This is a genomic window from Bacillus sp. UNC438CL73TsuS30 (assembly GCF_000482325.1).
Classification (GTDB): Bacteria; Bacillota; Bacilli; order Bacillales; family Cytobacillaceae; genus Neobacillus.
Genome location: NZ_KI535297.1, coordinates 311,047 through 337,213, shown reverse-complemented (window position 1 = coordinate 337,213; position 26,167 = coordinate 311,047). Strand labels below are relative to the sequence as shown.

The following is a 26,167-nucleotide window of genomic DNA, read 5'->3' as shown; positions in this document are numbered from 1 at the left end:
TTCCTGGGTATTTGTCCCGAATCATCAAATTATATATGACAAATGCGGATTTAACAGGAAAGACGAATGCCTCGTATTATTACACTGTCCCCTTTGGGGAAAAATGAATACAATACTCACTTTTCATTTTTTTTTATGAGGATAGGAATGTTTACTGTTAATCAGTCCTCGTAAATCACCTCTAAATATTACGTCTTTCATTTCACGAAGACGAAATGGAATCAAAGGAGCTAAATAGGGAACACCTATTGATTTAATCGATGCCATGTAAATACTTAATAAAAGAAACCCGATAAGAACGCCAGTAATTCCAAAAAAATACCCAATCCAGATAAAGACAAGACGCAGTAAAATTAAAGATCCCCATAAACCACCGCTAGCAATATGGATACCTGTCAAAAAGTTCACACCGACCACGATCATTGTTAAAGGGTGAATGATTTTTGCATAAACCGCTGTCTCGCCAATAGTGATTGTTCCAATTAGCGTAACAAGAAGAGTGGTATTTTTCGGAATTCGTAAAGTGGCTTCAAGAAGAGAATGAAAAATAAATAGGATAAACAAAACTTCCCATACAAAAGGGATTAATGTATCAGAATTTGTAAATAACTTTTTTTCAAATGAAGAAGGAAACCAATTTGTATGAAACCGAGTTATAGCTATATAAATAGCAGGTAATAAAAGGGCTAAAAGCCAACTGAACATTCGAAAAATCCGTATTCCAAAACGTCCTGCTTTTGAATTATATTCATCTGGTTGTTGAAAATAATGGATAAATAAACAAGGCACAATCAATACAAAAGGTATACCATTTACAACAATGACTACTCGTCCTTCATATAATGCGGATACAGTTACGTCAGGACGCTCGGATGTAAAAACTAAGGGGAATAACGTTTTTTTCTCCTCCAAAGCGTCTTCAATAACACGAGCTTCCAATAAATACGTTACATCGATTCCGTTAATTTTCTTTTTCACTTCTTCGAGTACCTTTTCATCGACATATCCATCTATAAAGAGTAAAGCTACGTCTGTTTGTGATTCAATTCCAATTTGAAACGATTCAATCTTCAAATTCTGTGTTTGGATCATATTCTGCAAAAGGTTTAAATTCACCTTCAATTGTTCATTAAAACCCACCATGCTGCCCTTAATCGTTCGCTGTGTATCAGGTTCTCTCAAAGATCTTTTTTGCCAATTTGCGACATCTGCAAGAATCCCTTGATTACAGTCATCTATTAGAACCAAACATTTCCCTTTTATTAAACCTTTTGCAATTTCATCGATGGAAGATTCAACAGTTACGTCAATGATTGAAAGATGATCATTTATAACAGACTCAATACTCTCCATGTTCGACATTTTTAATAAAGGGGCTAATATATTCTCTTGAATGTTTTGGATATTTGTAATTCCATCCATATAAATAATGGCAGCTTTTCTTTTTAAATCTTCCCCGACGTTTAATTTTCGTATTTTTAGATTGGATCCCCCATTAAATTGTTGCGATAAAACTATAAGATTGTTATCTAGACTTATTGATAAGGTTAAACTATCTGCTCTGATCATAACTCGATTCCTTTTTATTTTTAGTATGTCCTGTCGTTTATAAATTTTGCTTTATATAATGAATACTACAACTCTTTTTTTACAACGGATTTAGTTTTGGGCAAATGGCTTCAAGGCCAAATTATAATATACACTATTTGATTCGATTAACAACAGTCACTTTCTTTTCCTAATAACATGAGCACCTTGGCCTTTTGGTTACATTCAAGAATTAGCTTGAAATGTTAAAATCCGGGGCCTAAACTGGCCCCGGATTTTATTGATAGACTTTTTTCGCTATGCTATTTCCTTCGGTTGTTTCACAGATCATATATAAAAAATCATTTTCTCTAATATATTTTAGGCATGTTTCAAATAGAGTCTGATTAACTTTCTCCATTCTGCATTCAGGAATTACAAATAAATCATGCAGCACGGCGATTTTCTTGTCCTTAAGACTATCAAAAGTAAAATATAAGGTTGCGAATCCAACAATCTTGTTATCCTTTTCAGCCACAAATTGTAATCCTTTTGTAGAATCGTTGTAGATTTCGTTTAAGAAGTGGATATGCATTTTTTCGTCGGAAAAATCGATCATGTAATTTAGCATGATCGGTAACAGTTTAGAAACATCTTGTTTTTCAGCCTTTCTTATCGTGAAATTCTTCAATCGTTTTACGGTCATGATAAATTCATCCCCCATTTGTTGAAAATAATCTTCAACCTATTTACAAGCAATAATCGTGCCAATGATACATGATGGAAGAATCCTAATAAAAATGATTCATATATAAATAGAGTTTATTACGATTTGAATAAACTATGCATTCTAGATTTAAGTGATGTTTTCCTTCCTGGACCTTAAATTTTTCTTTTAAAGATCAAAGGATGGACACATGACTCCCTGCTTAATTGTTAATGCTTTTATCAGAAAAGACTAGACACTACAATTAATCGTGTCTAGCCCTTTTTGTTCCATACACATGCCTCTTCATTTTAGGTACTATTTAAATTTAGTCCAATCATACATTTTTTGCCTTTGTTTTCTAATTCGCTCCTCCTTCTTACTCTCAACTTGTTTTTCCTGATTAAAATTCATGATAAAACCGCAATCCTCACAAATGTAAGAAAATAAATCCGTTTGCTCGGGAACATTTAATAATGGATTCTTCTCTTCTGAATGCAAGAAGAATTTTATCTTCCCTTCTGCTTTTTCATTATATTTTGTTAAATCATCATACTTTTCATATTCCGGAACAAAATAACCTTTTCGAAAATGAATCCCGTTGCATACAAGACACTCAATTTCACTCGTTTTATGTCTCAATCTCGACACCTCCATTAAATATGTATGAAGGCAGCTGAATTTTCAAAACTTGAAAAAGTTTAGTGGAAAATTGAAGTGGCAGCACTAAAGCCTGACATTACTAAATTAAGAAATAAGCTTATGCAAAATAGCTATTCAAATTCTAAAGGCTCATAGGTTTATGACTAACAATTATTCATTTTCCGCTAATTTCCTGAGTATTTATCACACACCTGCATTGTGGGACATGTCATATGATAAATTAGCTATTGATTTCAAAGTGATTCGATCACTTATTCCTATACAAAACAGCATTATTGGGGAGATGCCTTATTCGAAAAAAGGAACTTAGGAGGAACATTTTGAAGACATTATTATTGGAGAACATTTTAACCGCAATGAACATTCAGCCCAATGAAAAGCAAAAAGGTATAAGAATCAAAACGGTCACTTATGACAGATATGAAATTAGAAGTCATACATTATATTTTCGTTGGAACAATAGAGAGATTCCTGTTGAATCCATTAAAGATTACAAGAATGTTTTTATTGTTACTGATACACCATTTTCTCATATGGATAGATTAAATCCTGAGCAAATCATTATGGTAAAGGACCTCAAGGACTCTTTCTTTAAATTCACTTCGTATTACAGGCACCTGTTTAACCTTCCTGTAGTCGCCATTACGGGTACATGTGGGAAATCTACTACCAAAGAAATGCTAAAACACATTTTAGAAGAAACAAACAATGTCCAGGCCACAATATCCAGCAAAAATGCCAGTTATTACAACCTTCCTTATTTAATGGGAATAGATGAACAAACAGATGTCGCAGTATTTGAAACAGCTGTATCTTCAAAAGGGGATATGATGGAATCCTGCAGGTATTTTTACCCGAATATTGGGATTATGACAATGATCGATGTGGACCATACGGATAAATTTCGATCTTTTGATGATTATCTAGCAGAAAAGGCAAAAATAATGCAAGGTATGAACAATGAGGGGACACTCATCCTAAATACAGACGATCCATATCTCAAGCTCATTGATACTTCTAGGTTTAAGGGAGAGATTATAACTTTCGGTAAAAACAGGGATGCTATTTTTAGGATTAAAAAATGTCAATATAATTCATCCGGCATGAGTTTCAGGATTAAATATAAGGAAAGTGAATTTAAAGGATATATACCAGGTCTTGGTGAGCATAATGTATATAATGCCGCCGCAGCATTAGCCGCCGCTGCAATCTTAGGAGTGGATTTTCACTATGCTTTAAAGAGATTATCTTCTTTTCATCATATGGGATCCCATTTTCAAATAATTGAGGGAAGAAAACAAATTACGTTGGTGGATGATACTTGGAAGTCAAATCCAGCTTCCTTAAGAAAAGGCTTAGAAACATTATGCAGGATAGCTTTGCCATCCCAAAGAAAAATTGCTGTCCTGGGAAGGATGGCAGCATTGGGTCAATATGCAGATGAAGAATACGAAAAGGCAGGAAAATTACTCGCCGATTTGGGGATCGATGTTCTTATCACCAAAGGATTCATTGCAAAAGATTTTGCAAAGCCAGCCATTGAGGCAGGAATAAATCCGCATAATGTTTATCATTTTTCAGATGCAGATGAAATGAAGAGATTTTTTGATTCATATTTAATCCCAAATGACATTGTTTATTTCAAAACAGGCGGTAATGACTCAGACTTCGATGATGTGATCGAATATTTAAGAAGGTAATGGATAGATAATAAAAGACATAAAAAAAGACGATTGAATCGCATCGTCTTTTTTATAATCGCGAAACTTACATTATTGCCTAAATTGGGTCTCTTATTATCCAAGTCATAAAAGTAATAATAATCCTTTTTCCTATAGAAAAAATGCAGCCTTTAGGCTGCATGACAGGTTAAATGCAAATACTATTTTTTTCCTCTTTTTTGTTTATTTTTATCAGCCAAATATTTAGCATATAAGATCGTATTTTTAGCTACATCTAATTCAACACTATATATATTTGGTGGACCTGGCCTCCAATTTACTTCAAACAACCACAATTTTTGGTTTTCATCGATCCCTACATCAATTCCCAGTTCATCCAACGGAACTTCATATAAAGAATCAAAATGGTTAGAAAAGCTTATCGCAAATTGTTCAAGATACCTTTTAATATCATACCAAGAGTCACCAAACTCCATTTTTAAAAAGGTGTCTTGGTAAGTACTATAACCGCCACTACCCATATTTGATGTAATGGTTCCCAAACGTCCAATTCTTGGATAAATAGAAGTAATAACCCACTTACCTTCTCCATTTTTTTGAACATGCAATCGAAAATCAAAAACATGCCTTGATTCTGTTTGACTTGAAATATACTTTTGTATTAAGTGTTCTTGTTCCTGAATTTTCTGGGATATCAAGTTTAACAATTCTTTTTCATTAGGAGATGATATCGATCCTGCCTCATTCATTTTGTAACTCTCTATTCCATATTTTTCAATATATTCAATATAAACAACACCCCCACCTTGATGTCCAGACAACGGTTTAATAATAACCTTTTCATAATGTTTGATCATGTCCAAACCCATTTTAATGTCAGTTAATTTATTAAAAGGAATAAGGTATTGTTCAAATTCCTTTGCATGTTTTATTCTGTTATATACGCTTAATTTGTCTCCGATGGAATGACTTGTAAACGGAATCTTCTCAGATAAATAATCAAAGATTTGTTCAGCTTTATTACTTACAGGAGAACTCGCATTATATATGACATCAGGAAAGGGAAACTCCTTTTCAATCCACTCGCCGTTTTCATAGGATCGCCCTAAAATTTTTTGCTTTTTTATATTTACCTTCCCTGGGGTAAAGTAAAAAAAGTTTACACCTTCTGCTTTTGCTACAGCGGCAAAAGCATACGCCTTCTTTACATCATTTGGATCTGACCGGTGATGAAGCATTCCAATTAGCGTCATAATACTTCTTTACCACCTTTCTTCAAATTCTATCAGAATCATAATTATTTCCTAAATGACAATACTAATATTTTTGTTTAATCATTATAAGTTCACGATTAACTAACTTTGGACTTGTTGCACACTTAATATAGAAAACGTCTTCAGATTGTATTTCTATCCGGAAATCTGTCTATTGGTTCAAGATAGAAAGTAATTTCGCTTGCTGCTTTCCTGGCTATTTTTTTCGCTTCTTCTTTAACATCTGAGGATGCCAAAATGTATCCATAACGATCCCCCATTGATAAAGGAGGACGGACGATTCGTCCTTTTCGGGGTTTAATATACACCTCTTCTACACCGGGATACTGAGAGCTGCGATTTTTCCCCGTTACCTTGATTAATCTTCCTAGGGAATCAACAATTAAATATTGTGCATATACATACTTCTTATGCTTTTTAGTGAGGTTTGGTTTATTTCCTAACATTAATTGAATCGTTTCCTCTACTAAATTAATTCCATATCCGACTTCAATGATTCGATTCATTGCACCACCTGATATTCTTGGGTTGATTTCAACTAATTTCAATTCTCCTTGTACTAAGCGCATTTCTAGATGACAGGCACCATTTTCCATTCGAAAAACCTTTAAAACGGAACTTACTGTATCAAGGATTTTATCGTAAAAAGCCTGTTCGATATCCACAAATAAACTATAACCAGTTACGATAAATCGTTGAATCAAATTGATTGTTTGTTCGATTATTGCGACAATATGCACATTTCCATTGTGTACTAAAGCCTCAACTAAATATTGAGGTCCTGTTAGATACTCCTCGATCAAAACCTGTTCATTTTTCTTTAATAATTGTTTGATCGCAATCTTAAATTCCTTCTCGTCATTTACCAACAGAACATCTTTTGATCCGTTAGATAATGGAGATTTTACTATTAGGGGTAAATATCTCTTGTATTTTTTGATAAAATTCTTCAAGGATTTATCTTGTGTATATATTGCGTAATTAGGAGTTATGCTGTGGTTTTTGAGGAGTTTACGAGTTAAAACTTTATTTTCCATTTTTAAAATTGGATCAACAGAGACAACACTGGAACAAAATTCTTCCGATAAGGCAGCGGCCACATAGACAAAAGGATCTACAAAACTCATAATACCTTTTATTTGTTTACCTTGTTTTTGTAACTTGATGATGTTTTCTTTTAATAAATCGTAATTGGATAATTCCACTAATATCATTTGATGGACATCGGGAAATTCTGTTCTTTGTTCAATGAATTTTGCTTTATTGGTTAATAACACTGTAAAATAGCCAAGTCGTTCTGCTGCTTTAATTGCTTCTCTACTCGACCCAGATTTACTAGTTTCAATAAAAACTATGGTTTTCATTAGCTTTATCATCCTATCCTCAATGTTTTTTGAAGAATTTAACTCATTAAAGAATGATCTGAAAAAAAACACTCTCACGTTGTATTTATATTTTTTTAGTACAAGGATGGAATGGACAAACATCATATTTTTACAAAAAAAGTAAAATGTTTATATACAAGAAAAGACCGTCTGCTAATATATGAGCACCCCTCCTCAAAGGTAATTATATAAATTATAGGTGTGTTCAGACCTTAGCAATAGGCTATACACTCATAATAAAGATGTAAAATGTTCAGATGGTTATATCTCTTAATAAAAAAAATCCCTACATAACTGAGCCTAAGCTAGTCATGTAGGGATTTTCATTTTATAAAAAATAATTATTTAAATATCGTTGAGATAATCTGGTCACGGGTCATGTTACTATCCACTACAAATGTACCTGGTCGTAACTTGTTTTCAATTCCTTTTTTCTCAATATCTTTCGAGAATTTAAAAGCATTATCAATGATTTTTGCTTTTTCAAGTGCCCTGCCGACATCAATACTTGTCATCCCATTTGCTACATTCAGAACAACTCTATAAACTGTTTTTTTCGATTGATTGTCATCTGCCGGTGCTGCCTTTTGCGCAGCTGCTTTCGCATCATTCAGATTTTTATCATAATCAGCTTTTGTTTGAACAACATAACCTGCTGCTGCAAGCTTGTTTTTCATTTCATCCTCTGTTGGCTGAACAGTCACCGTTTTGGTTTGTTCCGTTACCTTGACAGGTTTTGTTGCAGCTTCTGTTTTATTGGTAAAATAAACAGCGCCGCTTATCGTGGTCGAAATAAGAATACCTGCTGCAAAACTGGTCAATAGATTAACCCGCATTTGAAATACTTCTCCTTTCATCCTTAGATTTTAGGTAAGGAGCAAGAAGTTCTTTAATTTCTTCTGCAGAAACCTGTTTTCTCTCAGCAATGCTTTCAATTGAATAATTGCGTTTATATAAGTCTAGTATTTCACGCATAAACACTTTTTCCTTAGGAGAAAGTTGAACTCCCGCTTCATTCATGACAACTTCAATATCAAGCTCAATATTCCGAATTGATTCTTGTAAATCATTGATTTCTTTCATAACTTCAACGTGAACTAAATCAATTCCTTTATTCTGTGCTTTTGTAGCTTGAGCTGTTTTTGACAGCGAAATAATTAAAAGCAATACTGAGACTCCAAACAAGCCCGCTAATGTCCATTCCATCATAATGCATTCCTCCTTTTTTAGGTGGTCACAAGTTGTAATTATACATGGAAATGATGGATTTTTCGACAAATTTCTCTTAAATTAAGCAAAAAGTCGTAGAAAAGGAGTTCTTTTCAAGCACATTTCATAAAACGAAGTGTATTGGTGAAATCTATAGATAGAAACAAAAGTTGAAAGGAGTTTTTATCATGCAAAATAATCAACCACCCATTCCCTTTCCACCAAGGGTAATTACAACTAAGGATCTTCTTTACATTAAAGACGTGCTATCTTGGGAACTTTTGGCTTTTAAGAAATTTCATCATCTCGCCCAACAAGCAACCAATCCACAATTTAAACAGGCACTCGATAAAGCGGGGAGAATGCATCAAAATCATTATAAAAAATTGCTTACTCACCTTCAGGTTAATAACAATATGGCGATGGCAAGTATCCCGATGCCACAGCAAACACAACAAATGCAACAATCACAAATTTAGTAAGGAGGTTATGTTAAAGATGCAGAATCAACAAGCTCAGCAAAATCAACAAAGCCAGCAGTCGCAAAAACCAAATCAAATCGCAAACCCGCAAACGGGTCAATTGCCCAAAGTAAAAGGACCAGAAATGAACGACCGGGACTTTCTGAATGATGGCCTATGCACTTGTAAATATATAACGGACAGTTTAAATATTGCCATTCGGGAAGCAAGTCATCAGCAGCTACATACCGACTTACTTCAAATTCTAAACGAAACCCATCAAAGCTGCCGAGAGTTCTATCATTTAATGTTTCAAAGCGGCTGGTACAAACTCGAAGCCGAAGAACAACAAAAACTGGATCAGGCGTATCAACAGTTTAACAACTATTCCTCACAGTTCCCATACAATGATATAAGCCCGGTAAATTGATACCGGGCTTTTTTAAGAAACGCACAAATTTAATGAACACGAATAACTTCTCGCAAATCCTCATCATGGCGAATTCTTGTATGCTTGGACTCCAAACGATAAAATTCTTCTATATCAATGTCATCGATAGGTTTTCCAGCCCACAAATTTTTAAAATCACCAAAGAAATCCTCGAACATGCTATCAACCTCCCTATTCATGCTCCTTTCTAGTATGGCTAAGATTTTTTAAATTAAATCAAAGTATTTATAGCTAAACCTCTTGAATCTTCCCATCAATAATTGTCATTTCAATTGTAGTATCCAACAATTCATCTGGATGTTGGATTTCAAAAAGATTTTTCGAAAACACCGTCATATCCGCTAGTTTTCCCCTTGAAAGAGTTCCCTTTTTATTCTCTTCGGAGGTTGCATAGGCACCGCCAATTGTAAACACTTGAATCGCTTCAAGCATGGATAACTTTTCTTTTACATTCCAACCTTCATGCTGATCCTGTGGTGCTCTGCGCGTTACCGCCGAGTGTATTCCAAGCAATGGGTCAACAGGTTCTACCGGTGCATCCGAACCTCCGGCACACAAAACTCCACTTGAAAGTAAGGATTTCCAAGCATATAAATACTGCTCACGTTCTATACCAAGCCGCTCTTTAATCCAAGGGTAATCTCCGACCACAAATCGTGGTTGAATATCTGCAATCCGGCTGTGATTCGCTAAACGCTGAATCAAATCTTCGCGAACAAGCGATACGTGGATTATTCGATCACGATGGTTCACCGCGGGGAACTGATCTAGTACATCTAAGACATTTTCCAATGCCTTATCACCAATTGTGTGAACAGCAATTGGCATCGAATATTCACGGGAATCCTTTACCATTTGATAAAGGGTTTCCTGATCATGCATCGCCTCGCCAAATTGTCCAGGAGCATCCTGATATGGCTTCGAAAGTAAAGCGGTTCTTCTTCCGAATGCACCATCAGCAAAAATCTTTATTGCGCCAATCCGCAATTTATCATTGCCATAGCCAGCGGACATCCCTCTTTCTTTTAAATCTTTAAGAAACGGATAATCAATCAGTAAATTGCAGCGTAATCCATAGTGTTCCTGATTAATCAGCTCATCGTACAATCTATAGGTTTGATCAAAACCGCCAAAATAAACCGGATCATTTGTGTGCACACTTGTTAAACCTTTTTTGGCAGCGAATTTCATAGCTTGAGCTAAACCATGTTTTAATTCTTCATATGTTTTTTCTGGTATGTATTTTGTAATCAATTTTGATGCTGATTCCAATACAAGCCCAGTTGGTCTTTTCGTTACAGGGTCCAAGACAATACTGCCGCCCATTGGAACTTCGATTGAAGGGTGATAATTACACATTTCTAGGGCTTTGCTGTTTACTAAAAAAGCATGATGGCAAATTCTTTTTAAATAAATCGGGCAATGCGGTGCTGCATAATCAAGTTCTTCAATCGTTGGGGTTGTCCCATCTTCAAAGAGATTTTCATCCCATCCCATTCCGACTAGCCAGCTTCCCGGTGCTACGGTACTTGCTTTCTCTCTGATTTTTTCAAGCATTGCTTTTTTCGAATTTACGCCTGTCAAATCTAAGTCTAAAAAGTTAAATGCAACCCCTGATAAATGTAAGTGGCTGTCAATTAATCCTGGGGTAACCATTTTTCCTTGTAAATCAATCGTATGTACACTGTGTCTGCCCCATTGCAATTGCATATCCTGATGTGAACCTAAATCTACAATTCTACCGTCCTCAACTACCACTGTATCCACCACTGGATTTTCTGAATCAAGTGTATAAAATACCCCATTTGTGAAAATGGTCTTTGCCATCGAAATTTCCTCCTTGAAAAACCGTATATTATATATTATATAATAAAATACGAAACGAAAGGTATATAATGATTTATTATTCAGAAAAAAACGACTAAGAATTTTATTAGCCGTTTTGTCCTCATAATTTATATTTCTCCATCTTGTATTTCAATAATTGTTTGGAGACACCCAATCGTTTGGCAGCGTCCGTTAGTTTTCCGTTCATATTGGTTAGTTGCCTTTGAATCATTTCTTTTTCAAAATGTTCGACCGCCTCTTTTAAGTGGTCAAGAGTCTCTGTACCAATAGGTACTAGTGTTTCTTTATTTTCACGAATTCTCTTCGGAATATCTTCCATTGTAATAACAGAAGAGGTGGCATTATTAAAGGCAGTTTCGACCGCATTTTTAAGTTCCCTTATATTCCCTGACCATTGATACTTTTTAAAACACTCCAATACCTCAGGTTTAACACCCTCAATGTTTATGTTCATGTTATTATTGTAAAAATCAATATAGTATTTAAGCAGTTTTTCAATATCCTCTTGTCGTTCGGCTAAGGTTGGCAAATCAATTTGGACAACCCCCAAACGGTAATATAGATCTTCTCTTAAGCGCTTTTCAGCAACTAACAAATCAGGGTCTTCATTGGTAGCAGAAATCACCCTAATGTCTACATTAATATTTTTAGTCCCACCAATTCTTCTGATCATCTTTTCCTCAATAGCCTTCAGAAGTTTAACCTGCAGGTAAAAATCAAGTGAATTGATTTCATCCAAAAATAATGTCCCGCTATTTGCTTGTTCAAATACCCCCGGCATGTCCACTGCCCCAGTGAAACTTCCTTTAACGGTTCCAAAGAAGGTACTCTCCATCAGGTTCGGTGGAATCGCACCACAATTAAGAGATATAAAGGGGCCGCTGAACCGGTCGCTTAAATTATGAATAGACTGGGATACCAATTCTTTTCCAGTCCCTGTTTTACCATAAATTAAAACCGTGGAGTTTGTTTTAGCGATTTTCCCGATTTTGTTTTTAATCGCTTCCATATTTGGATTTGCGGTAATCATATTTTCAATCGTATAAATTGTATTGTTTTTTCGAAAGACTTTGTGGCTTGCGAACTTTTCCAAGGATTGAATATTTTCCCTTGAATAATAATGTTTAGAAAACTCGATGGCACCAATGATTTTATCATCATCTTTAATCGGATAAGTAGAACTAACAAGAACAAGGGTATTCCCATTTTTCACAATTAATTCTTGCTTTACATTACAGAGGGCCTCTCCGTTTTTTAAAACGTTAATAATCGTACTGTTTTCAAACGTAAGATTTTGATAGGAACTAAGGATATGCTTACCCATAAACTCTTCTGGTCTTACGCCCATCTCGGTTAAAACTTTTAGATCGGCCATGTCATAGAAAATAATCGTTCCGTTCTCATCCGTTACCAAAATATTGTCATAGTCCTTTAAATGCTTAAAATTATTTACATCAATCTTCATTTTTTCCACCCATTTAGTCTAAAAATACGAAAGAATCCTTTTTACTTTAGTATATAGCAAATTATGTCGAAATAAAATCAATGAAAAAACAGCTCCCCCAACTAAATGGAAGAACTGTTATGTTTTTTGCTTTATTATTGGTTTTCGTTAAGATATTGGTGGACAAGACTTAGAAAGGTTTTACCTGCTACCAGCATCGCCTTCTCATCAAAATCAAAGCGAGGATGATGATGTGGGAATACAGCATTCGCATCAGAAAGGGCGGCACCTGTCCAGAAAAACATCCCTGGGACATGTTCGAGATAGTACGAGAAATCTTCGGAACCCATTAGAATTTCAGGTTCCACCACATTTTCCTCTCCTAAATCATTTGAGGTTACTTTTCTAAAAAACTCAGTCTCTTTATCATGATTGACGACTGATGGGTAGCCGCGGTGATAGGTAATCTCCGCTTGCGCATGGTGTGCCGCACAAACCTGTTCAATGATTCCTTTTATTTCCCTTTCCATCAAATCCCTGACATCTGAATTCAGCGTCCTTACCGTTCCCGTAAAAACAGCTTTATCGGCAATGACATTGGCCGCTTCCCCAGCATGGAAAGACCCCACTGAAAGGACTGCAGGTTTTTGTGGGTCCACCCTTCGACTGACGACTAACTGAAGTTGATTAATTACCTGTGTCGCGACAATGATCGAATCTACGGTTTCATGCGGAGCAGAGCCATGGCCGCCTTTACCGTAAATCGTTACTTCGAAGCCATCCACAGCTGCCGTTAATGTCCCTTTTCTTGTTCCCACAAGGCCTAACGGTGTTTGGGAAGAAAGATGTGTCCCGAAAATCACGTCCACACCTTCTAGGCATCCATCTTCAATCATTAAAATGGCGCCGCCTGTACCCGCTTCTTCTGCATGTTGATGAATTAAAACCACATTGCCTGCCAACTGGTCCCGCACTTCACTAAGAACCTTTGCTACTCCGAGAAGCGTGGCAGTATGACCGTCATGTCCGCAGGCATGCATAACCCCTGGAACTTTTGATTTATAGGGAACATCTTTCTCATCTTGAATCGGAAGAGCATCAAAGTCTGCTCGTAATGCAATCGTTTTGCCGGGTTTTCCTCCACGTATAATCCCGACAACCCCTGTACCGCCTACACCTTTTCGCACTTCAATGTCATAGCTAGTCAAAATTTCAGCGATTTTTTTAGATGTTTCAAATTCCTCAAAAGAAAGCTCCGGATGCTGATGGAAATGTCTTCTCCATTCCACCATTTGAGCGTACATTTCATCTAGTTTTTGATGAAGGATTGATAACAATATGAAAATCCCCTTTCAAAAATAGCTTCCCTGGTTTTTAATGGATCAGAGAACCTATTCCCTATTTATTTTTATTGCTCAATATCCCAATCCTGAATGTTGTAGAACATACCGAGATCTTTTGGTACTGCATTTTTCACCTTTTTCGATACTGCACCCGGTGCGGTAGAAGACATTAAATTTGCGACTGGAAGATCTTGTTGTAATTTTTCTACCAACTGAGCATAAATTTCATGACGTTTCGCAGGGTCCGCTTCCTTTTTCCCTTTATCAAGAAGTGCATCTACTTCAGGATTGCTGTATCCTGCAAAGTTGTACGGTGCTCCCGTTTGGAAGAAAGCGCTTGTATCAGGGTCTAATTGGAATGGAATCCCAATCAATAAAATATCAAATTCATGTTTTGCACCCTTTTGCAAGATCGTTGGTAAATCATATTTGCTGATTTTTACTTTTAACCCAATTGACTGAAGGTTTTGAGCCATAACGGTAGCTTGCATTTCACGGGTTTTCATTCCTGCTGGAACGGCAAAATCAATCGTTTTATTGAAATCCCAACCTGCTTCTTTTAATAATTCTTTTGCTTTTTTAGGATCATAGTCATAGTTTGTCATATTCTTATTGTAATAAGGGTGAACTGTACTATACGGACCGTCATTTACTTCTCCTTGCCCTTTATACAATTTGTCAACGATCGTTTTCCGGTCCATTGCATATGCAATCGCTTGACGAACCTTAACATCCGATAGAGTCTTCACATTGTAATATAAGAATTGGGGATAGATAGGTGTCCCTGGAACAAGATTAACGGTTGACATATTTTTGACTTTATCATAGTCTTCCGCGGCAATTGGTCCAACCGATGGTACAGTCATTTGAATCTCTCCTGTTTGTAATTGGGCAACAAGATTCGCTGAAGGCAATACTTTAAAGAAAAGTTTATCCAACTTTGGTGTCCCGCGGTAATAGTCTTTGTTAGCTGCAAACTCTACATATTGATCTTTCGCAAATTTTACTAGCTTAAAGGCACCATTTGTAACATTTGGATTTTGCATAAATGGATTAGTTTGTAATTCTTCAGGTTTCACATCTTTTAAAACATGTTTTGGCAAAAATCTTATATTTACACCAAGTTGTTCTTTAAGGTAGTTGGGGTCGATTGGATTCTTTGTTTTAATAGTTAAAGTCTTGGCATCCACTACTTTAAGCCCCGTAATTTCCTTCTGTCCGGCAGGTAAAATGCCACTTTTATCTAGCCCTTCAATAATAGAAAGACTTTTAAGTCCAGTACTTGCTACTTTAGGATTTGCCATTAACTGCAACGTAAAGACAATATCGTCAGCTGTAAAAGGCTGTCCATCTGTCCAATTTGCTTTTGGGTTTATCTTAAGTACGTAATTTTGATTATCCTTTGAGTCCAAGCTTTCAGCTAATTTGGGTTGGAACTGTAGTTTGTCATCCAAATCATACAGTGTTTCAAATAGGATGCCTGAAACAATTTGTGAGGATAAATCCACAGCATTAATTGGGTTTAACGTACCTGGCGGGTTTGTTAACCCAACATAAATTGTTTTTTCACCTTTAGCAGTTGTCCCGGCCCCCCCGCTATTTGTGGATGTGGTCTCTTTGGATGAATCCGAGCATGCTGCTAACGTGAGCAAAGATAGTAAACAGAGAGCATAGAAAAGCTTTTTAGTCCATTTCCTCATTACAATTCCCCTATCCTATTATTATTTCAAGAAGTAAACCAATGAAACTAGTTAACTTCAGGTTCCCGAAAAAAATAATACTCTTTATTTCAAACTTTTAGGGTCCATAGCATCCCGTAAACCATCCCCGATAAAGTTAATCGACAATACGGCAATCACAATCATAAGGCCTGGTGGCACCCAGAGCCATGGCTGTTCAGTTAATACGGTTAAAGACTGGGCATCTGTCAGCATATTCCCCCAACTTGCGGTTGGCGGCTGTACTCCTAGACCAAGAAAGCTTAGGGAAGCCTCCATAATAATCGCCCCAGCCATCCCAAAAGTCGCATTTACGAGTATAGGTGCAAGGGCATTTGGCAGAATATGCAGGAAAAGAATCCGCCAAGAGCTTAAACCAAGTGCAGTACCAGCCTTCACATAGTCCATCTGCTTTAAAGATAAGACACTCCCTCGAACAAGCCTGGCAACTGGCGGCCAGCCAAGCAGGCCTAAAATCCAAATAATATTGGTTAAACTGGGACCTAAAACACTGACAATAACCAAAATTACCATTAGTGAAGGAAATGACATAAACACATCTGTAACACGCATAAAGAGCATGTCGATCCATCCGCCATAAAATCCGGATATCGCTCCTAAAAAGGTCCCAATCACGATGTATATTGCAACTGCACCGACCCCAACTAAAAGCGAGACCCTTGATGCATAAATCAAGCGGCTGAACACGTCTCTTCCGACTTGATCTGTACCAAGCCAGTGTTTTGACGAAGGAGAAACAGCAAAATCATTTGATATGGTATAGGGATTTTTCGGTGCAAGCCATTGGGCGAAAATAGCAGCAAGGATGATAATAATCAGCATGATTAATCCAATTACCGCCAGTTTGTGCCGAAAAAAACGTTTACTGACTAACCGAAAATAGCTCTCCTCTGGTTCTAGCTCCTGAAAATCAATTATCGGTTGATTTTCAGGAGCTGATTTACGTTTGAGTTCTAACTCAGACATTGACATGACACTTCCTCCTTTCTTTATTCTTTATTGATATTTAATTCTTGGGTCAGCTACTGAATATAAAATATCCGTCAGAAGATTTGAGACTAACACCATAATCGCTGCGATAAAATTAATCGCCATAAGTGTCGGATAATCGCGGGACATAATGGACTGAATCGTTAGTTGTCCCATTCCCGGCCATTGAAAAATTTGCTCGGTAATAACCGCTCCACCTAGAAGAAAAGGAACTTCAAGACCAATAACCGTAATAATTGGGACTAGCGCATTTTTTAGGGCATGTTTGTTTGTCACCACAAACTCCCGCAGCCCTTTGGCACGTGCAGTACGTAAATAATCACTTCCCAATATTTCTAACATACTAGCTCGGACGTATCGGATCGTTCTTCCGGCAATATAAATACTTAAGACGGCAACTGGAAGGATAAGATGCTCAGTGCGATCAATGAGGCCGCCTTCACCGCCCAATGTCATCATTCCACCTGTAGGCAGAACCTTAAATTGTAAAGCAAAAATATAAATTAAACCTAGTCCAAGGAAAAAGTTAGGAATGGAAATCCCTAAAAAGGAAGCTCCCATTAACGAATAGTCCAACTTACTATATTGCTTTGTTGCAGTCATAACCCCTAATGGAATCGCAATTAGGACTCCTACAATGAGGGCAATGCCCATTAGAGCAAATGTAGGGCCTACTCGTTCAGAAATCATGTGGGAAACAGGTTGAAAGGTATTGAAAGAAAAGCCGAAATTCCCATGAATCAATTCATTTAACCAATGAAAATATTGCTCCCAAAGGGGGGCATTCAAACCAAGCTGTTCTTTCCTGAGCGCAATTTGTGCAGGAGATGAATTCGGATTTAAGAGCATTTCTGCTGGATTACCTGGTGCTAAATTAATGATAATAAAATTAAAAACTGTAACTCCCAGTAAAACAGGTATTGCAATTAGAAGTCTTCTAATAATGTAAGAAAACATCATAACACCTTCTTTCTTTAAGGCTAATCATGGGCAAAACAAGCTACCATATGTTCCCCACCTTTTAATAATGGTTCTTGCTCTCGGCAAATTGCTTTAGCTATAGGGCACCGCGTATGAAAACGGCAACCGTTAGGAGGATTAGCAGGACTAGGCACATCACCTTGAATAACAATTTTCTCTTTCGTTCTCATATGTGGATTCGGTACAGGATAAGCACTTAATAAGGCTTTCGTATAGGGATGCTTTGGGTCCTTAAAGATAGTCTCCGTATTGGCAACCTCAACAATCTTTCCTAAGTACATCACCGCAATTCGGTTACTGATATATTTCACAGCGCCCAACCCATGTGCAATAAATAAATAAGTCAATTGAAATTCTTTTTGTAAATCCTTTAACAAATTTAGTATTTGCGCTTGAATAGATACGTCTAATGCGGAAACGGGTTCATCACAAATAATTAATTTGGGGTTTAAGGATAGCGCACGTGCAATTCCAACCCTTTGGCGCTGCCCGCCGGAAAACTCATGAGGATATCGACTTTTATAATTTTTTGGCAGCCCAACGATGTCCAGTAAATAATCCACTTGTTTGTTGATTTCTCCATATTCAACAATTTTATGGACCTTCAATGCCTCTCCCAAAATATCCCCTACTCTTTTCCTCGGGTTGAGTGAAGAATATGGATCTTGAAAGATAATTTGCAAATCTTTTCGAATCGACTTCATTTCGCTATTAGAGTATTCCGAAATTCTTTGCCCTTGGAAAAAAATTTGACCTTGGGTAGGGCTTTCTAAACCAATTAAAGTTTTTCCAATCGTAGACTTTCCACAACCCGATTCACCTACTAGCCCCAGAGTTTCCCCCGGGCTAATTGTAAAGGTTACACCGTCAACAGCCTTTACATGACCGACAGTTTTTGAAAAAATTCCTTTTTTAATAGGGTAATAGGTTTTTAATTCTTCCACTTGCAGCAAAGGAGATTCATTGGTTAAGTTTTGCATATCCACGGACTTCCTCCCTTCAACCGTTTACAATCTTTTCATCTGACCCAATCAGCCAGCAGCGAGCTTTATGACCTTTTCCTGCTGAAAACAAAGGGGGCTTTTCTTGTTTACAACGGTCAATGGCAAGCGCACATCGGGCATGAAACCTGCATCCTTCCGGCATATGCTGAAGCGATGGCACAATACCAGGGATCGCTTCAAGTCTCTCATTGTCTTCATACTCAAGATGTGGAATGGATGCAATTAATCCTTTTGTATAGGGATGCTTCGGATTATCAAATAAAGTATAAACATCCGCTTCCTCGACCACTTGACCCGCATACATGACAATGACTTTATCCGCCATTTCCGCAATGACACCCAAATCATGTGTGATTAACATAATGGCAGTACCTGATTCATCCCTTAATTTTTTCATTAGCTCCAAGATTTGTGCTTGAATGGTCACATCTAATGCCGTTGTGGGTTCATCAGCAATCAAAAGCTTTGGTTTACAGGAAAGGGCCATCGCAATCATCACCCGTTGTCGCATCCCCCCAGATAAAGCATGGGGATATTCGTCCAAAATCGTATCCGCCCGGGGAATTCCAACCCTTTTCAACATTTCAATTGAATATTCCCTCGCTTCTTTTTTATTCAATTTCAAATGCAGCTTAATTCCTTCCATCATTTGGTTCCCAATCGTAAATACAGGATTAAGAGAAGTCATCGGCTCTTGGAAAATCATTGAAATTTCATTCCCTCTAATGTTCCGCAGTTTCTCCTCTTGTAATTGAACAAGATCAAAATCTTCAAATTTGATTTTCCCATTTTTAATTCGACCGCTTTTTCCTAGTAAACGCATTATGGATAAAGAAGTTACACTCTTTCCACAACCGGATTCTCCAACAATACCAATGGTTTCTCCCGGCTTCAGCGTAAAGCTGACATTGTCTACAGAAATCACTTCCTTTCGGTCAGATTGAAAGGCTGTTTGCAATTCCTCTACTTCTAATAGATTTGTCACTTTTTCACCCCTTGCTTTTTTAGCTAACGTTAAACGTTCTAAAAATACGAAATATTAAGAAAATTAAAGCGCTGACTTTCTTTTAAAGAAAAACTATAATTCTTATTTAACAGCAAACAAATAGGTAATAAAAGGTACAACGTTTCATATTTGGTATCATTAATTGACAAGTTTAGTAGTTAGGAATTAAAAAAGTATCATTTCTTTGTAATGGTGTCATTAAATGTTCAATGTTTGTTTTATAGACATTGAAAAAATTAAGTCATATACTAAATAGAGTGAAAATTAAAATAGTTTTTAAAGGATGTCTATTTTATGTACAAGCTTTTAATAGCAGACGACGAATTAGAAATTCGAAATGGATTAAGCCATTATTTTCCTTGGAATGAAATCGGTTTCGAAGTAGTTTCTCAAGTTTCCAATGGTTTGGAAGTAATACAATATCTATCTGAGCATACCGTTGACGTGATACTTTCCGATATTCGAATGCCCATTATGTCCGGTATTGATATGGCTAAAGAGCTCTATTACCAAAAGTCACCGATTAAAATTATCTTTTTGAGCGGGTATAAAGAATTTGAATATGCTCAGGCAGCACTTAACTTTGGTGTAAAAAACTATATCCTTAAACCAACAAAATATAATGAACTGGTAAATGTATTTACAATGATAAAAGGAGAACTAGATAAAGAAAAACAAACAGTATCCTCTATGCCCATTATCACTGATCGCTCCGTCAACCAAACAGAAGAAACGTATGAGTCAGACAAAATCATTGCGAAGATAAAAAATTATGTATGGGAAAACTTCCATGATGCCACACTTGAAGGGGCATCCCAAATGGTACATATGAACCCAAACTATATAAGTAAATATTTTAAGGATAAAACTGGGGAAAACTTTTCGGATTTTGTTGTAGGTGTCAAAATGAAAAAGGCTGCAGAATTAATAAAAGAAATGAACCATAAGATTTATGAAATTAGCGAAGCAGTAGGCTATAGTAACTCTAAAAACTTTACACGAACCTTTCGGAAGTACTTTGGAAAAAGTCCTCGTGAATTTATGAAGGGATCTATATGAAAAAGATTTATCATGCCTTTTTTATCAAAAATTTAACAACCTTTGTCATTCCAATGCTGATTCCTTTAGTGGTACTTGGATCACTTTCGACAATTCTTATCCAGCAATACGTTACTAATAGAATTAATGAGGATAACTTAAATGTTTTGAAACAAACAAAGGAAAATATGGAGCTTATTTTTAATGAATTAGATTCTTTAAACTTGTATGTTGTAGCAAGTGCTACCCAGTTTATAAATTTTAAAAAAATGCTTAATAAAGATTATTTAGATAGAAACGATAGCAGGAATTTGGCCTCATTAAAAAATTTTATTGACTCACCAAATATAGCAAGACCTTATATTGATTCCATTTATCTATATTTAAATAATGGTAAGGGTCAGTTCCTTACCTCTACCACTGGAGGATTGGTAAGTTTAAACGACTTTTATGATCGAAATTGGTTTAATACTTTCAAGCTCCATCCAAACAAAGGAAACATATGGGCTGAAGCTAGAACCATCACCAAACAATATCCGGGTTTTCCAGAAGAAAATGTGAATTTGATCACGATGTTTCGTAGGATCACAGGGGAAAATGACGGGGTCATTGTCTTAAATATCAATTCAGATTATATCGAGAAACATCTTAACAGTCTTTCCACTACAAACGGGCAAGTCTTTTTAGTGATTGATAAGAACGGCAAGATTATCTTTAAAAACCATGAAAACAAATTAAAGGATATAGATAACGAAAAATTGATTTCACAACAAAAATCCTCTTTTTCTATTAAATTCGGGAAAGATTCTTATATCGTAACCAAAATTTTTTCAGACAAATACGGCTGGACCTATATTTCCATTACACCCAAATCTGATTTATATCAGGTACCAATTAAATTAAGCAAAATAACAATCCTTTTATTAATCATTTCTATCATCAGCGGTACTGTTCTTGCTTATTATTTAACAAGAAAGAATTATCAAGACATGAAAACGATCATTACGATTCTACAGGTCGCAGAAGCCGGGCAGCCATTACCCCCAGTTCCATCAAAGGGGAAAAAAAACGTATATAGCTATATCATTCATACCATCTTGAAAAATTTCATGGAACACAATTATTTAAAAGTACAGCTGTCAGAGAGAAAATATAAAGCCCAAGCAATGGAATTTGCAGCCTTACAATCGCAGCTCAACCCGCACTTTTTATTTAATACATTGGAAACGCTTAATTGGAAAGCCATTCGTTTAACAGGCAGACCGAACGAACTAAATGAGATGGTTGAAAATTTGGCAGATATATTAAGGTACTCTTTAGATGGTGAAAATAAAATGGTCCATTTAAAAGAGGAAATTACGTATACTAATAGTTATATTAAAATACAAAAAATGCGATTTAAAGATAAGTTTGAAGTAATCTGGGATTATCATGAAGAAGACCTAAAATATCACGTCATAAAGTTAATCTTACAGCCTTTACTTGAAAACAGTCTTTCACATGGAATAAGTGAAGATAGGAATTGCTTGATTAAAATAAAGATTAGAGTATCTTCAACATTATTAAAAATATCTGTGATTGATAATGGAGATGGTATTTCTCCTCAAAAACTAGAAGAAATTCGTTCAAGATTAAACTCGAATCAAGAACAGTCAAAACATATCGGGTTGGTCAACACACATAGAAGGCTAAAAGTAACATATGGGGAACCTTATGGAATTATCATCAAAAGTAAAAAGAATTGGGGAACAGTTGTTCATCTAACGATTCCGAAGTAATCAAAATTTTACATGTAAAGATTGTCCTGTGGATTGGAGTGGTCGTATGGAATTTTCAGTCGTCTTTCAATCAATATTAAATATTACCTTTTTGATTTTAATAGGCGTCCTTCTATCTAAAACATTTTCCTTTAATGACGAAACAAGGAAGATGTTTATAAATTTAATCGTTAATATCGCCATGCCTTGCATGATACTTTCCAGCATTTTTAAAGTGGATTTGAATGCAGGAATTTTTAAATCAATGCTCATTGTTTTTTGTTTATCGATATTCATTAATCTACTCGGAATTGCCCTTGGATGGATTCTATCGATTACTTTCCAAGGAGATTCAACAAAAAAACGAGAGATTGCCTTAATGTCCGGACTTGGCAATACCGGATTTATCGGAATTCCGTTATGCGCCACCTTGATTGGCCCAGAAGCAGCTTTGTATGCCGCCATATTTGATGCCGGAGTGGATTTTACGATTTGGACAGTCGGGGTCATCATGCTGCAGAAAAATAGAAAATTTGCTCTACAAACATTAAAATCAATGCTAAATATGCCTACTGCTGCCATTGTAGTTGGTTTAGTTGTTGCTTATTTTAATGTTAAGCCCCCAGCATTTTTTGTTCACCAGTCTGAACAGCTAGCTGGCCTGGCAACACCGCTGGCAATGTTTTATATTGGAATGCTAATCATGACACTTCAGCGTGGAAAGGTACGGGAAAAAGGGCACCATTTGTGGATCCCTTTAATGGTTAAACTAATCCTTTTACCTTTTTCAGTTGCTTTATTTATCCATTTTTTCGAGTTGAATCCAAAGATTATTCAAACGCTTCTGATTCAGTCGATGATGCCTACCTTAACCCTTGCTTCCATTCTATTTGCCAAATATTCTGCAGACGAAGAAATGGGTGCACTGACAACTATCATATCGACGATTATTTCTTTATCTACGATTCCGCTCATGATCTTTTTAATCAACTTAATTGGTGTATATTAACAAAAAAATCCTCCTACCGCTCAAACGGTAAGAGGATTTTTTATCGATCATTTAAATTATTCTGCATCCATAAATGGATAGGCAATTTCTGCTGTTGGAGCAAAATTTTCTTTGATAACACGAGGACTAGTCCAACGAATCATGTTAAAGACAGAACCTGCTTTATCGTTTGTACCAGAACCACGAGAACCACCAAATGGCTGTTGATTAATCATCGCACCAGTTGGTTTATCATTGATATAGAAGTTACCAGCAGCACCAGATAAACGGCGTTCTAAGTGAGCAATTGCTTGGCGGTCCTGTGCGAAAATAGCACCTGTTAAGGCATACATAGACGCTGTATCCGCCGCATCCAATGTTTCTTCTAATTTATCATTTTCATATACATAGATTGTTAATACTGGTCCAAAAATTTCTTCTACCATTGTTTTGAAATTTGGATTCGTTGTCACAATGATTGTCGGTTGAACGAAATATCCAACAGAATCATCATAAGTACCACCAGCAATAATTTCTGCTTCTTCAGAAGCTGCTGCATAGTCGATATAACCTGTAATGGATTCAAAAGCAGGTTTATCAATTACTGCACCCATGAAGTTTGTAAAGTCACGAACATCGCCTACTTTAAGCTTCGCAGTTTCTTCCAATAAACCAGCTTTTACTTCTTCCCACATGCTAGCTGGAATGTAAGCGCGAGAAGCAGCAGAACATTTTTGGCCTTGGTATTCAAACGCACCACGAACAAGATTTGCTACTACTTTATCTGCTTGTGCTGTTTCGTGAGCAAATACAAAGTCTTTACCACCAGTTTCCCCAACTAAACGAGGATAAGATTTATAGTTTGTAATATTTTCTCCCACTGTTTTCCAAATAGTTTGGAACGTGCTTGTTGATCCAGTAAAGTGGAATCCAGCCATACGAGGGTCTGTTAATACTACTTCTGATACTTGTGAACCACGAGAAGGTACAAAGTTAATGACGCCTTTTGGTAATCCTGCTTCTTCTAAGATACGAATAAAGTAGTAGTTTGCTAGAATAGAAGTTGTTGCTGGTTTCCAAACGACTACGTTCCCCATCATTGCAGGAGCTGATGGTAAGTTCCCGCCAATTGCTGTGAAGTTAAATGGAGAAATAGCCAATACAAAACCATCTAATGCACGGTAATCTAAACGATTCCAAACATTCTTCATACTTTCAGGTTGAATTTGATAAATTTGATTTGCATAATCAACGCCAAAACGTAAGAAATCTACTAATTCTTGTGCAGAATCAATTTCAGCTTGAATAGCAGTTTTGGACTGTCCTAACATCGTAGCAGCATTCATTACGTCACGGTATGGACCAGAAATTAAATCAGCAGCTTTTAAGAAAATGGCTGCACGGTGTTCCCATGGCGTATTTTCCCATGATTCTTTTGCAGCCATTGCCGCTTCTACAGCAGCACGAAGCTCTTCTTCCCCAGCTTGGGAATAGTTTGCTAAAACATGTTGATGATCATGTGGCATAACTACTTGTTTCACTGTATCTGTTTTAATATTTTCACCATTTATAATCACAGGGATATCGACCACTGTTTCAGATTGTCGTTTTAATTCTGCTTTTAATGTTTCTCGCTCTTTTGTACCTGGAGCATAAGTGTTACCAGGCTCATTTTTAGGTGTTGGGATTTTGAAAATTCCGTTAGTCATTCTTGCACGTTCCTTTCTGTTTTAAAAATTTATTACTTTAATATAGAAATTTCTTCTACCGACAAATTATAACATACTTCTTCTATTCTTTTGCTACTTACGAATAGGAAACCTTGTATTTTGAATAATACCTGGAATACAGTATGTTATGTCATTTGGAAACCTCCATGTTGGTTGTTCCGTAAAGATATAGTGCAAGTTCTGTGCCAACTTTATTTTTTGCATGATTAATGGATTTTCTATCATTCTAGCGCAAAATTCCTTTGCACAAATCATATTATATCATTTCTTTTGCGCAAAATAAATTTGCATTTTATGGATTTGAGCAAAAAAAATGGTTAACAGTCTATTTGAAAAGAAACTGTTAACCTCACCCATCATTATAGTTGGTCAAAAATATTTTCGCTTTCTGTATTTTCGTTGAATGTCAGTACTTCATCGACCGGTTCATAGGATTCACCATAAAAATGTTTATCCTTATAGGTATGTATTAAATCATATGTTTTTTTCATCGCCTCAAATATCATTTCCTCAGACTCTTGATTAGGGGCCCAATAGAGGATTTCCATCTGATTTATCTCATCTGTCGCTAAGGACTTTCTTCGATAACCAATTGAAGTGGCATGTTCAAAACCTTCACGCTTATAAAAATGCAGCCTTTTTTCAGTATCACTGTCTTCATAATTGACTGGCTCAACCTCAAGAATAATTGGCTTTTCTTTCTGTTTCAATTTTTCTAAAAGTTTATGGCCAAGCCCTTGGCCCCGTGCATCTTTAGAAACAAAGAGGTAATCGATAAAGAGAAAATTCTCTAATTCTGCATACATCAATACATGAAGCGGACCTTCATCTTTATGGTAAATATTAGATTGTTCCTTAAGTAAGGTTTCCATATGTTCTCGTGATTTCATCTCTTCAATGGGAAAATATTGATTTAATTTTTCATACCAATGCATAACAGT

At 36.2% G+C, this 26,167-nt stretch carries 24 protein-coding genes; 6 read left to right on the top strand and 18 right to left on the bottom strand.

From position 1 onward, the window contains the following. Positions 1-123: 123 nt before the first annotated feature. The 3 genes from M028_RS0125570 to M028_RS0125560 all read right to left on the bottom strand — a co-directional run bounded on the left by M028_RS0125570 (position 124) and on the right by M028_RS0125560 (position 2,875). Positions 124-1,569 carry a spore germination protein gene (locus M028_RS0125570; protein WP_026576388.1) on the bottom strand — a complete coding sequence of 482 codons (1,446 nt, stop codon included), beginning with the start codon at positions 1,567-1,569 and terminating at the stop codon, positions 124-126. 256 nt (positions 1,570-1,825) lie between these two features. Then, positions 1,826-2,233 carry a GNAT family N-acetyltransferase gene (locus tag M028_RS31065; RefSeq protein ID WP_051591244.1) on the bottom strand — a complete coding sequence of 136 codons (408 nt, stop codon included), beginning with the start codon at positions 2,231-2,233 and terminating at the stop codon, positions 1,826-1,828. Between the two features lie 318 nt (positions 2,234-2,551). Then, complete coding sequence (locus M028_RS0125560; protein WP_026576387.1) at positions 2,552-2,875, bottom strand: hypothetical protein; 324 nt, start codon at positions 2,873-2,875, stop codon at positions 2,552-2,554. Between the two features lie 341 nt (positions 2,876-3,216). On the opposite strand from M028_RS0125560, the gene M028_RS31060 reads away from it, so the two are divergent. Then, on the top strand, positions 3,217-4,596 hold the full coding sequence (locus tag M028_RS31060; RefSeq protein ID WP_051591243.1) for a UDP-N-acetylmuramoyl-tripeptide--D-alanyl-D-alanine ligase: 1,380 nt from the start codon (positions 3,217-3,219) through the stop codon (positions 4,594-4,596). Between the two features lie 182 nt (positions 4,597-4,778). On the opposite strand, the gene M028_RS0125550 is transcribed toward M028_RS31060, so the two are convergent. The 4 genes from M028_RS0125550 to M028_RS0125535 form a co-directional block, all read right to left on the bottom strand. Continuing rightward, positions 4,779-5,831 carry a YheC/YheD family endospore coat-associated protein gene (locus M028_RS0125550; RefSeq protein ID WP_026576386.1) on the bottom strand — a complete coding sequence of 351 codons (1,053 nt, stop codon included), beginning with the start codon at positions 5,829-5,831 and terminating at the stop codon, positions 4,779-4,781. Positions 5,832-5,974: 143 nt separating this feature from the next. After that, positions 5,975-7,216, bottom strand: a complete 1,242-nt coding sequence (locus M028_RS0125545; protein WP_026576385.1) for an ATP-grasp domain-containing protein — start codon at positions 7,214-7,216, stop codon at positions 5,975-5,977. Positions 7,217-7,578: 362 nt separating this feature from the next. Then, complete coding sequence (locus M028_RS0125540) at positions 7,579-8,073, bottom strand: aminodeoxychorismate lyase (RefSeq protein ID WP_026576384.1); 495 nt, start codon at positions 8,071-8,073, stop codon at positions 7,579-7,581. Then, positions 8,063-8,446: a hypothetical protein gene (locus M028_RS0125535; protein WP_331280339.1), complete on the bottom strand. Its 384-nt coding sequence runs from the start codon at positions 8,444-8,446 to the stop codon at positions 8,063-8,065. The genes M028_RS0125540 and M028_RS0125535 overlap by 11 nt, the downstream gene beginning before the upstream one ends. A 188-nt stretch (positions 8,447-8,634) precedes the next feature. On the opposite strand from M028_RS0125535, the gene M028_RS0125530 reads away from it, so the two are divergent. Both M028_RS0125530 and M028_RS0125525 read left to right on the top strand, forming a co-directional pair. Then, the gene (locus M028_RS0125530; protein ID WP_035424689.1) at positions 8,635-8,925 is read left to right on the top strand and encodes a ferritin-like domain-containing protein; all 291 of its coding nucleotides are present in this window, start codon (positions 8,635-8,637) and stop codon (positions 8,923-8,925) included. A 19-nt stretch (positions 8,926-8,944) separates the two neighbouring features. Beyond that, positions 8,945-9,337 (top strand): spore coat protein, encoded by a 393-nt coding sequence (locus M028_RS0125525; RefSeq protein WP_051591242.1) that lies wholly within the window; start codon positions 8,945-8,947, stop codon positions 9,335-9,337. Positions 9,338-9,366: 29 nt separating this feature from the next. On the opposite strand, the gene M028_RS33110 is transcribed toward M028_RS0125525, so the two are convergent. From M028_RS33110 to M028_RS0125480, 9 genes are all read right to left on the bottom strand, one after another. Next, positions 9,367-9,516, bottom strand: coding sequence for a hypothetical protein (locus M028_RS33110; RefSeq protein ID WP_155925791.1), 150 nt, complete (start codon positions 9,514-9,516; stop codon positions 9,367-9,369). Between the two features lie 73 nt (positions 9,517-9,589). After that, positions 9,590-11,185 carry an amidohydrolase gene (locus M028_RS0125515; RefSeq protein ID WP_026576380.1) on the bottom strand — a complete coding sequence of 532 codons (1,596 nt, stop codon included), beginning with the start codon at positions 11,183-11,185 and terminating at the stop codon, positions 9,590-9,592. A gap of 121 nt (positions 11,186-11,306) precedes the next feature. Then, positions 11,307-12,671 (bottom strand): sigma-54 interaction domain-containing protein, encoded by a 1,365-nt coding sequence (locus tag M028_RS0125510; protein ID WP_026576379.1) that lies wholly within the window; start codon positions 12,669-12,671, stop codon positions 11,307-11,309. Between the two features lie 134 nt (positions 12,672-12,805). Then, positions 12,806-13,987 carry a M20 metallopeptidase family protein gene (locus tag M028_RS0125505; protein WP_026576378.1) on the bottom strand — a complete coding sequence of 394 codons (1,182 nt, stop codon included), beginning with the start codon at positions 13,985-13,987 and terminating at the stop codon, positions 12,806-12,808. A gap of 71 nt (positions 13,988-14,058) precedes the next feature. Beyond that, positions 14,059-15,693 (bottom strand): ABC transporter substrate-binding protein, encoded by a 1,635-nt coding sequence (locus tag M028_RS0125500; RefSeq protein ID WP_026576377.1) that lies wholly within the window; start codon positions 15,691-15,693, stop codon positions 14,059-14,061. Positions 15,694-15,777: 84 nt separating this feature from the next. Beyond that, positions 15,778-16,698, bottom strand: coding sequence for an oligopeptide ABC transporter permease (gene opp4C, locus M028_RS0125495; RefSeq protein WP_155925807.1), 921 nt, complete (start codon positions 16,696-16,698; stop codon positions 15,778-15,780). A 30-nt stretch (positions 16,699-16,728) separates the two neighbouring features. Then, complete coding sequence (locus M028_RS0125490) at positions 16,729-17,679, bottom strand: ABC transporter permease (protein WP_026576375.1); 951 nt, start codon at positions 17,677-17,679, stop codon at positions 16,729-16,731. 23 nt (positions 17,680-17,702) lie between these two features. Beyond that, complete coding sequence (locus M028_RS0125485; RefSeq protein ID WP_026576374.1) at positions 17,703-18,683, bottom strand: ABC transporter ATP-binding protein; 981 nt, start codon at positions 18,681-18,683, stop codon at positions 17,703-17,705. Between the two features lie 19 nt (positions 18,684-18,702). After that, positions 18,703-19,692, bottom strand: coding sequence for an ABC transporter ATP-binding protein (locus M028_RS0125480; RefSeq protein ID WP_026576373.1), 990 nt, complete (start codon positions 19,690-19,692; stop codon positions 18,703-18,705). Between the two features lie 315 nt (positions 19,693-20,007). Here M028_RS0125480 and M028_RS0125475 point away from each other — a divergent pair, with 315 nt between their 5' ends. The 3 genes from M028_RS0125475 to M028_RS0125465 are packed head-to-tail and all read left to right on the top strand — an operon-like array spanning position 20,008 to position 23,517. Beyond that, on the top strand, positions 20,008-20,772 hold the full coding sequence (locus M028_RS0125475) for a response regulator transcription factor (RefSeq protein WP_026576372.1): 765 nt from the start codon (positions 20,008-20,010) through the stop codon (positions 20,770-20,772). Continuing rightward, entirely contained in the window at positions 20,769-22,529 is a 1,761-nt protein-coding gene (locus M028_RS0125470; RefSeq protein WP_026576371.1) for a sensor histidine kinase, read from the top strand. The genes M028_RS0125475 and M028_RS0125470 overlap by 4 nt, the downstream gene beginning before the upstream one ends. A 46-nt stretch (positions 22,530-22,575) precedes the next feature. Beyond that, positions 22,576-23,517 carry an AEC family transporter gene (locus M028_RS0125465; RefSeq protein ID WP_026576370.1) on the top strand — a complete coding sequence of 314 codons (942 nt, stop codon included), beginning with the start codon at positions 22,576-22,578 and terminating at the stop codon, positions 23,515-23,517. A 56-nt stretch (positions 23,518-23,573) separates the two neighbouring features. Here the strand turns inward: M028_RS0125465 and pruA are convergent, their stop codons facing one another. Both pruA and M028_RS0125455 read right to left on the bottom strand, forming a co-directional pair. Beyond that, a complete protein-coding gene (gene pruA, locus M028_RS0125460) occupies positions 23,574-25,205 on the bottom strand; it encodes an L-glutamate gamma-semialdehyde dehydrogenase (RefSeq protein WP_026576369.1) in 1,632 nt (543 codons plus the stop codon). A 380-nt stretch (positions 25,206-25,585) separates the two neighbouring features. Then, positions 25,586-26,161, bottom strand: coding sequence for a GNAT family N-acetyltransferase (locus M028_RS0125455; protein WP_026576368.1), 576 nt, complete (start codon positions 26,159-26,161; stop codon positions 25,586-25,588). Positions 26,162-26,167: the final 6 nt, after the last annotated feature.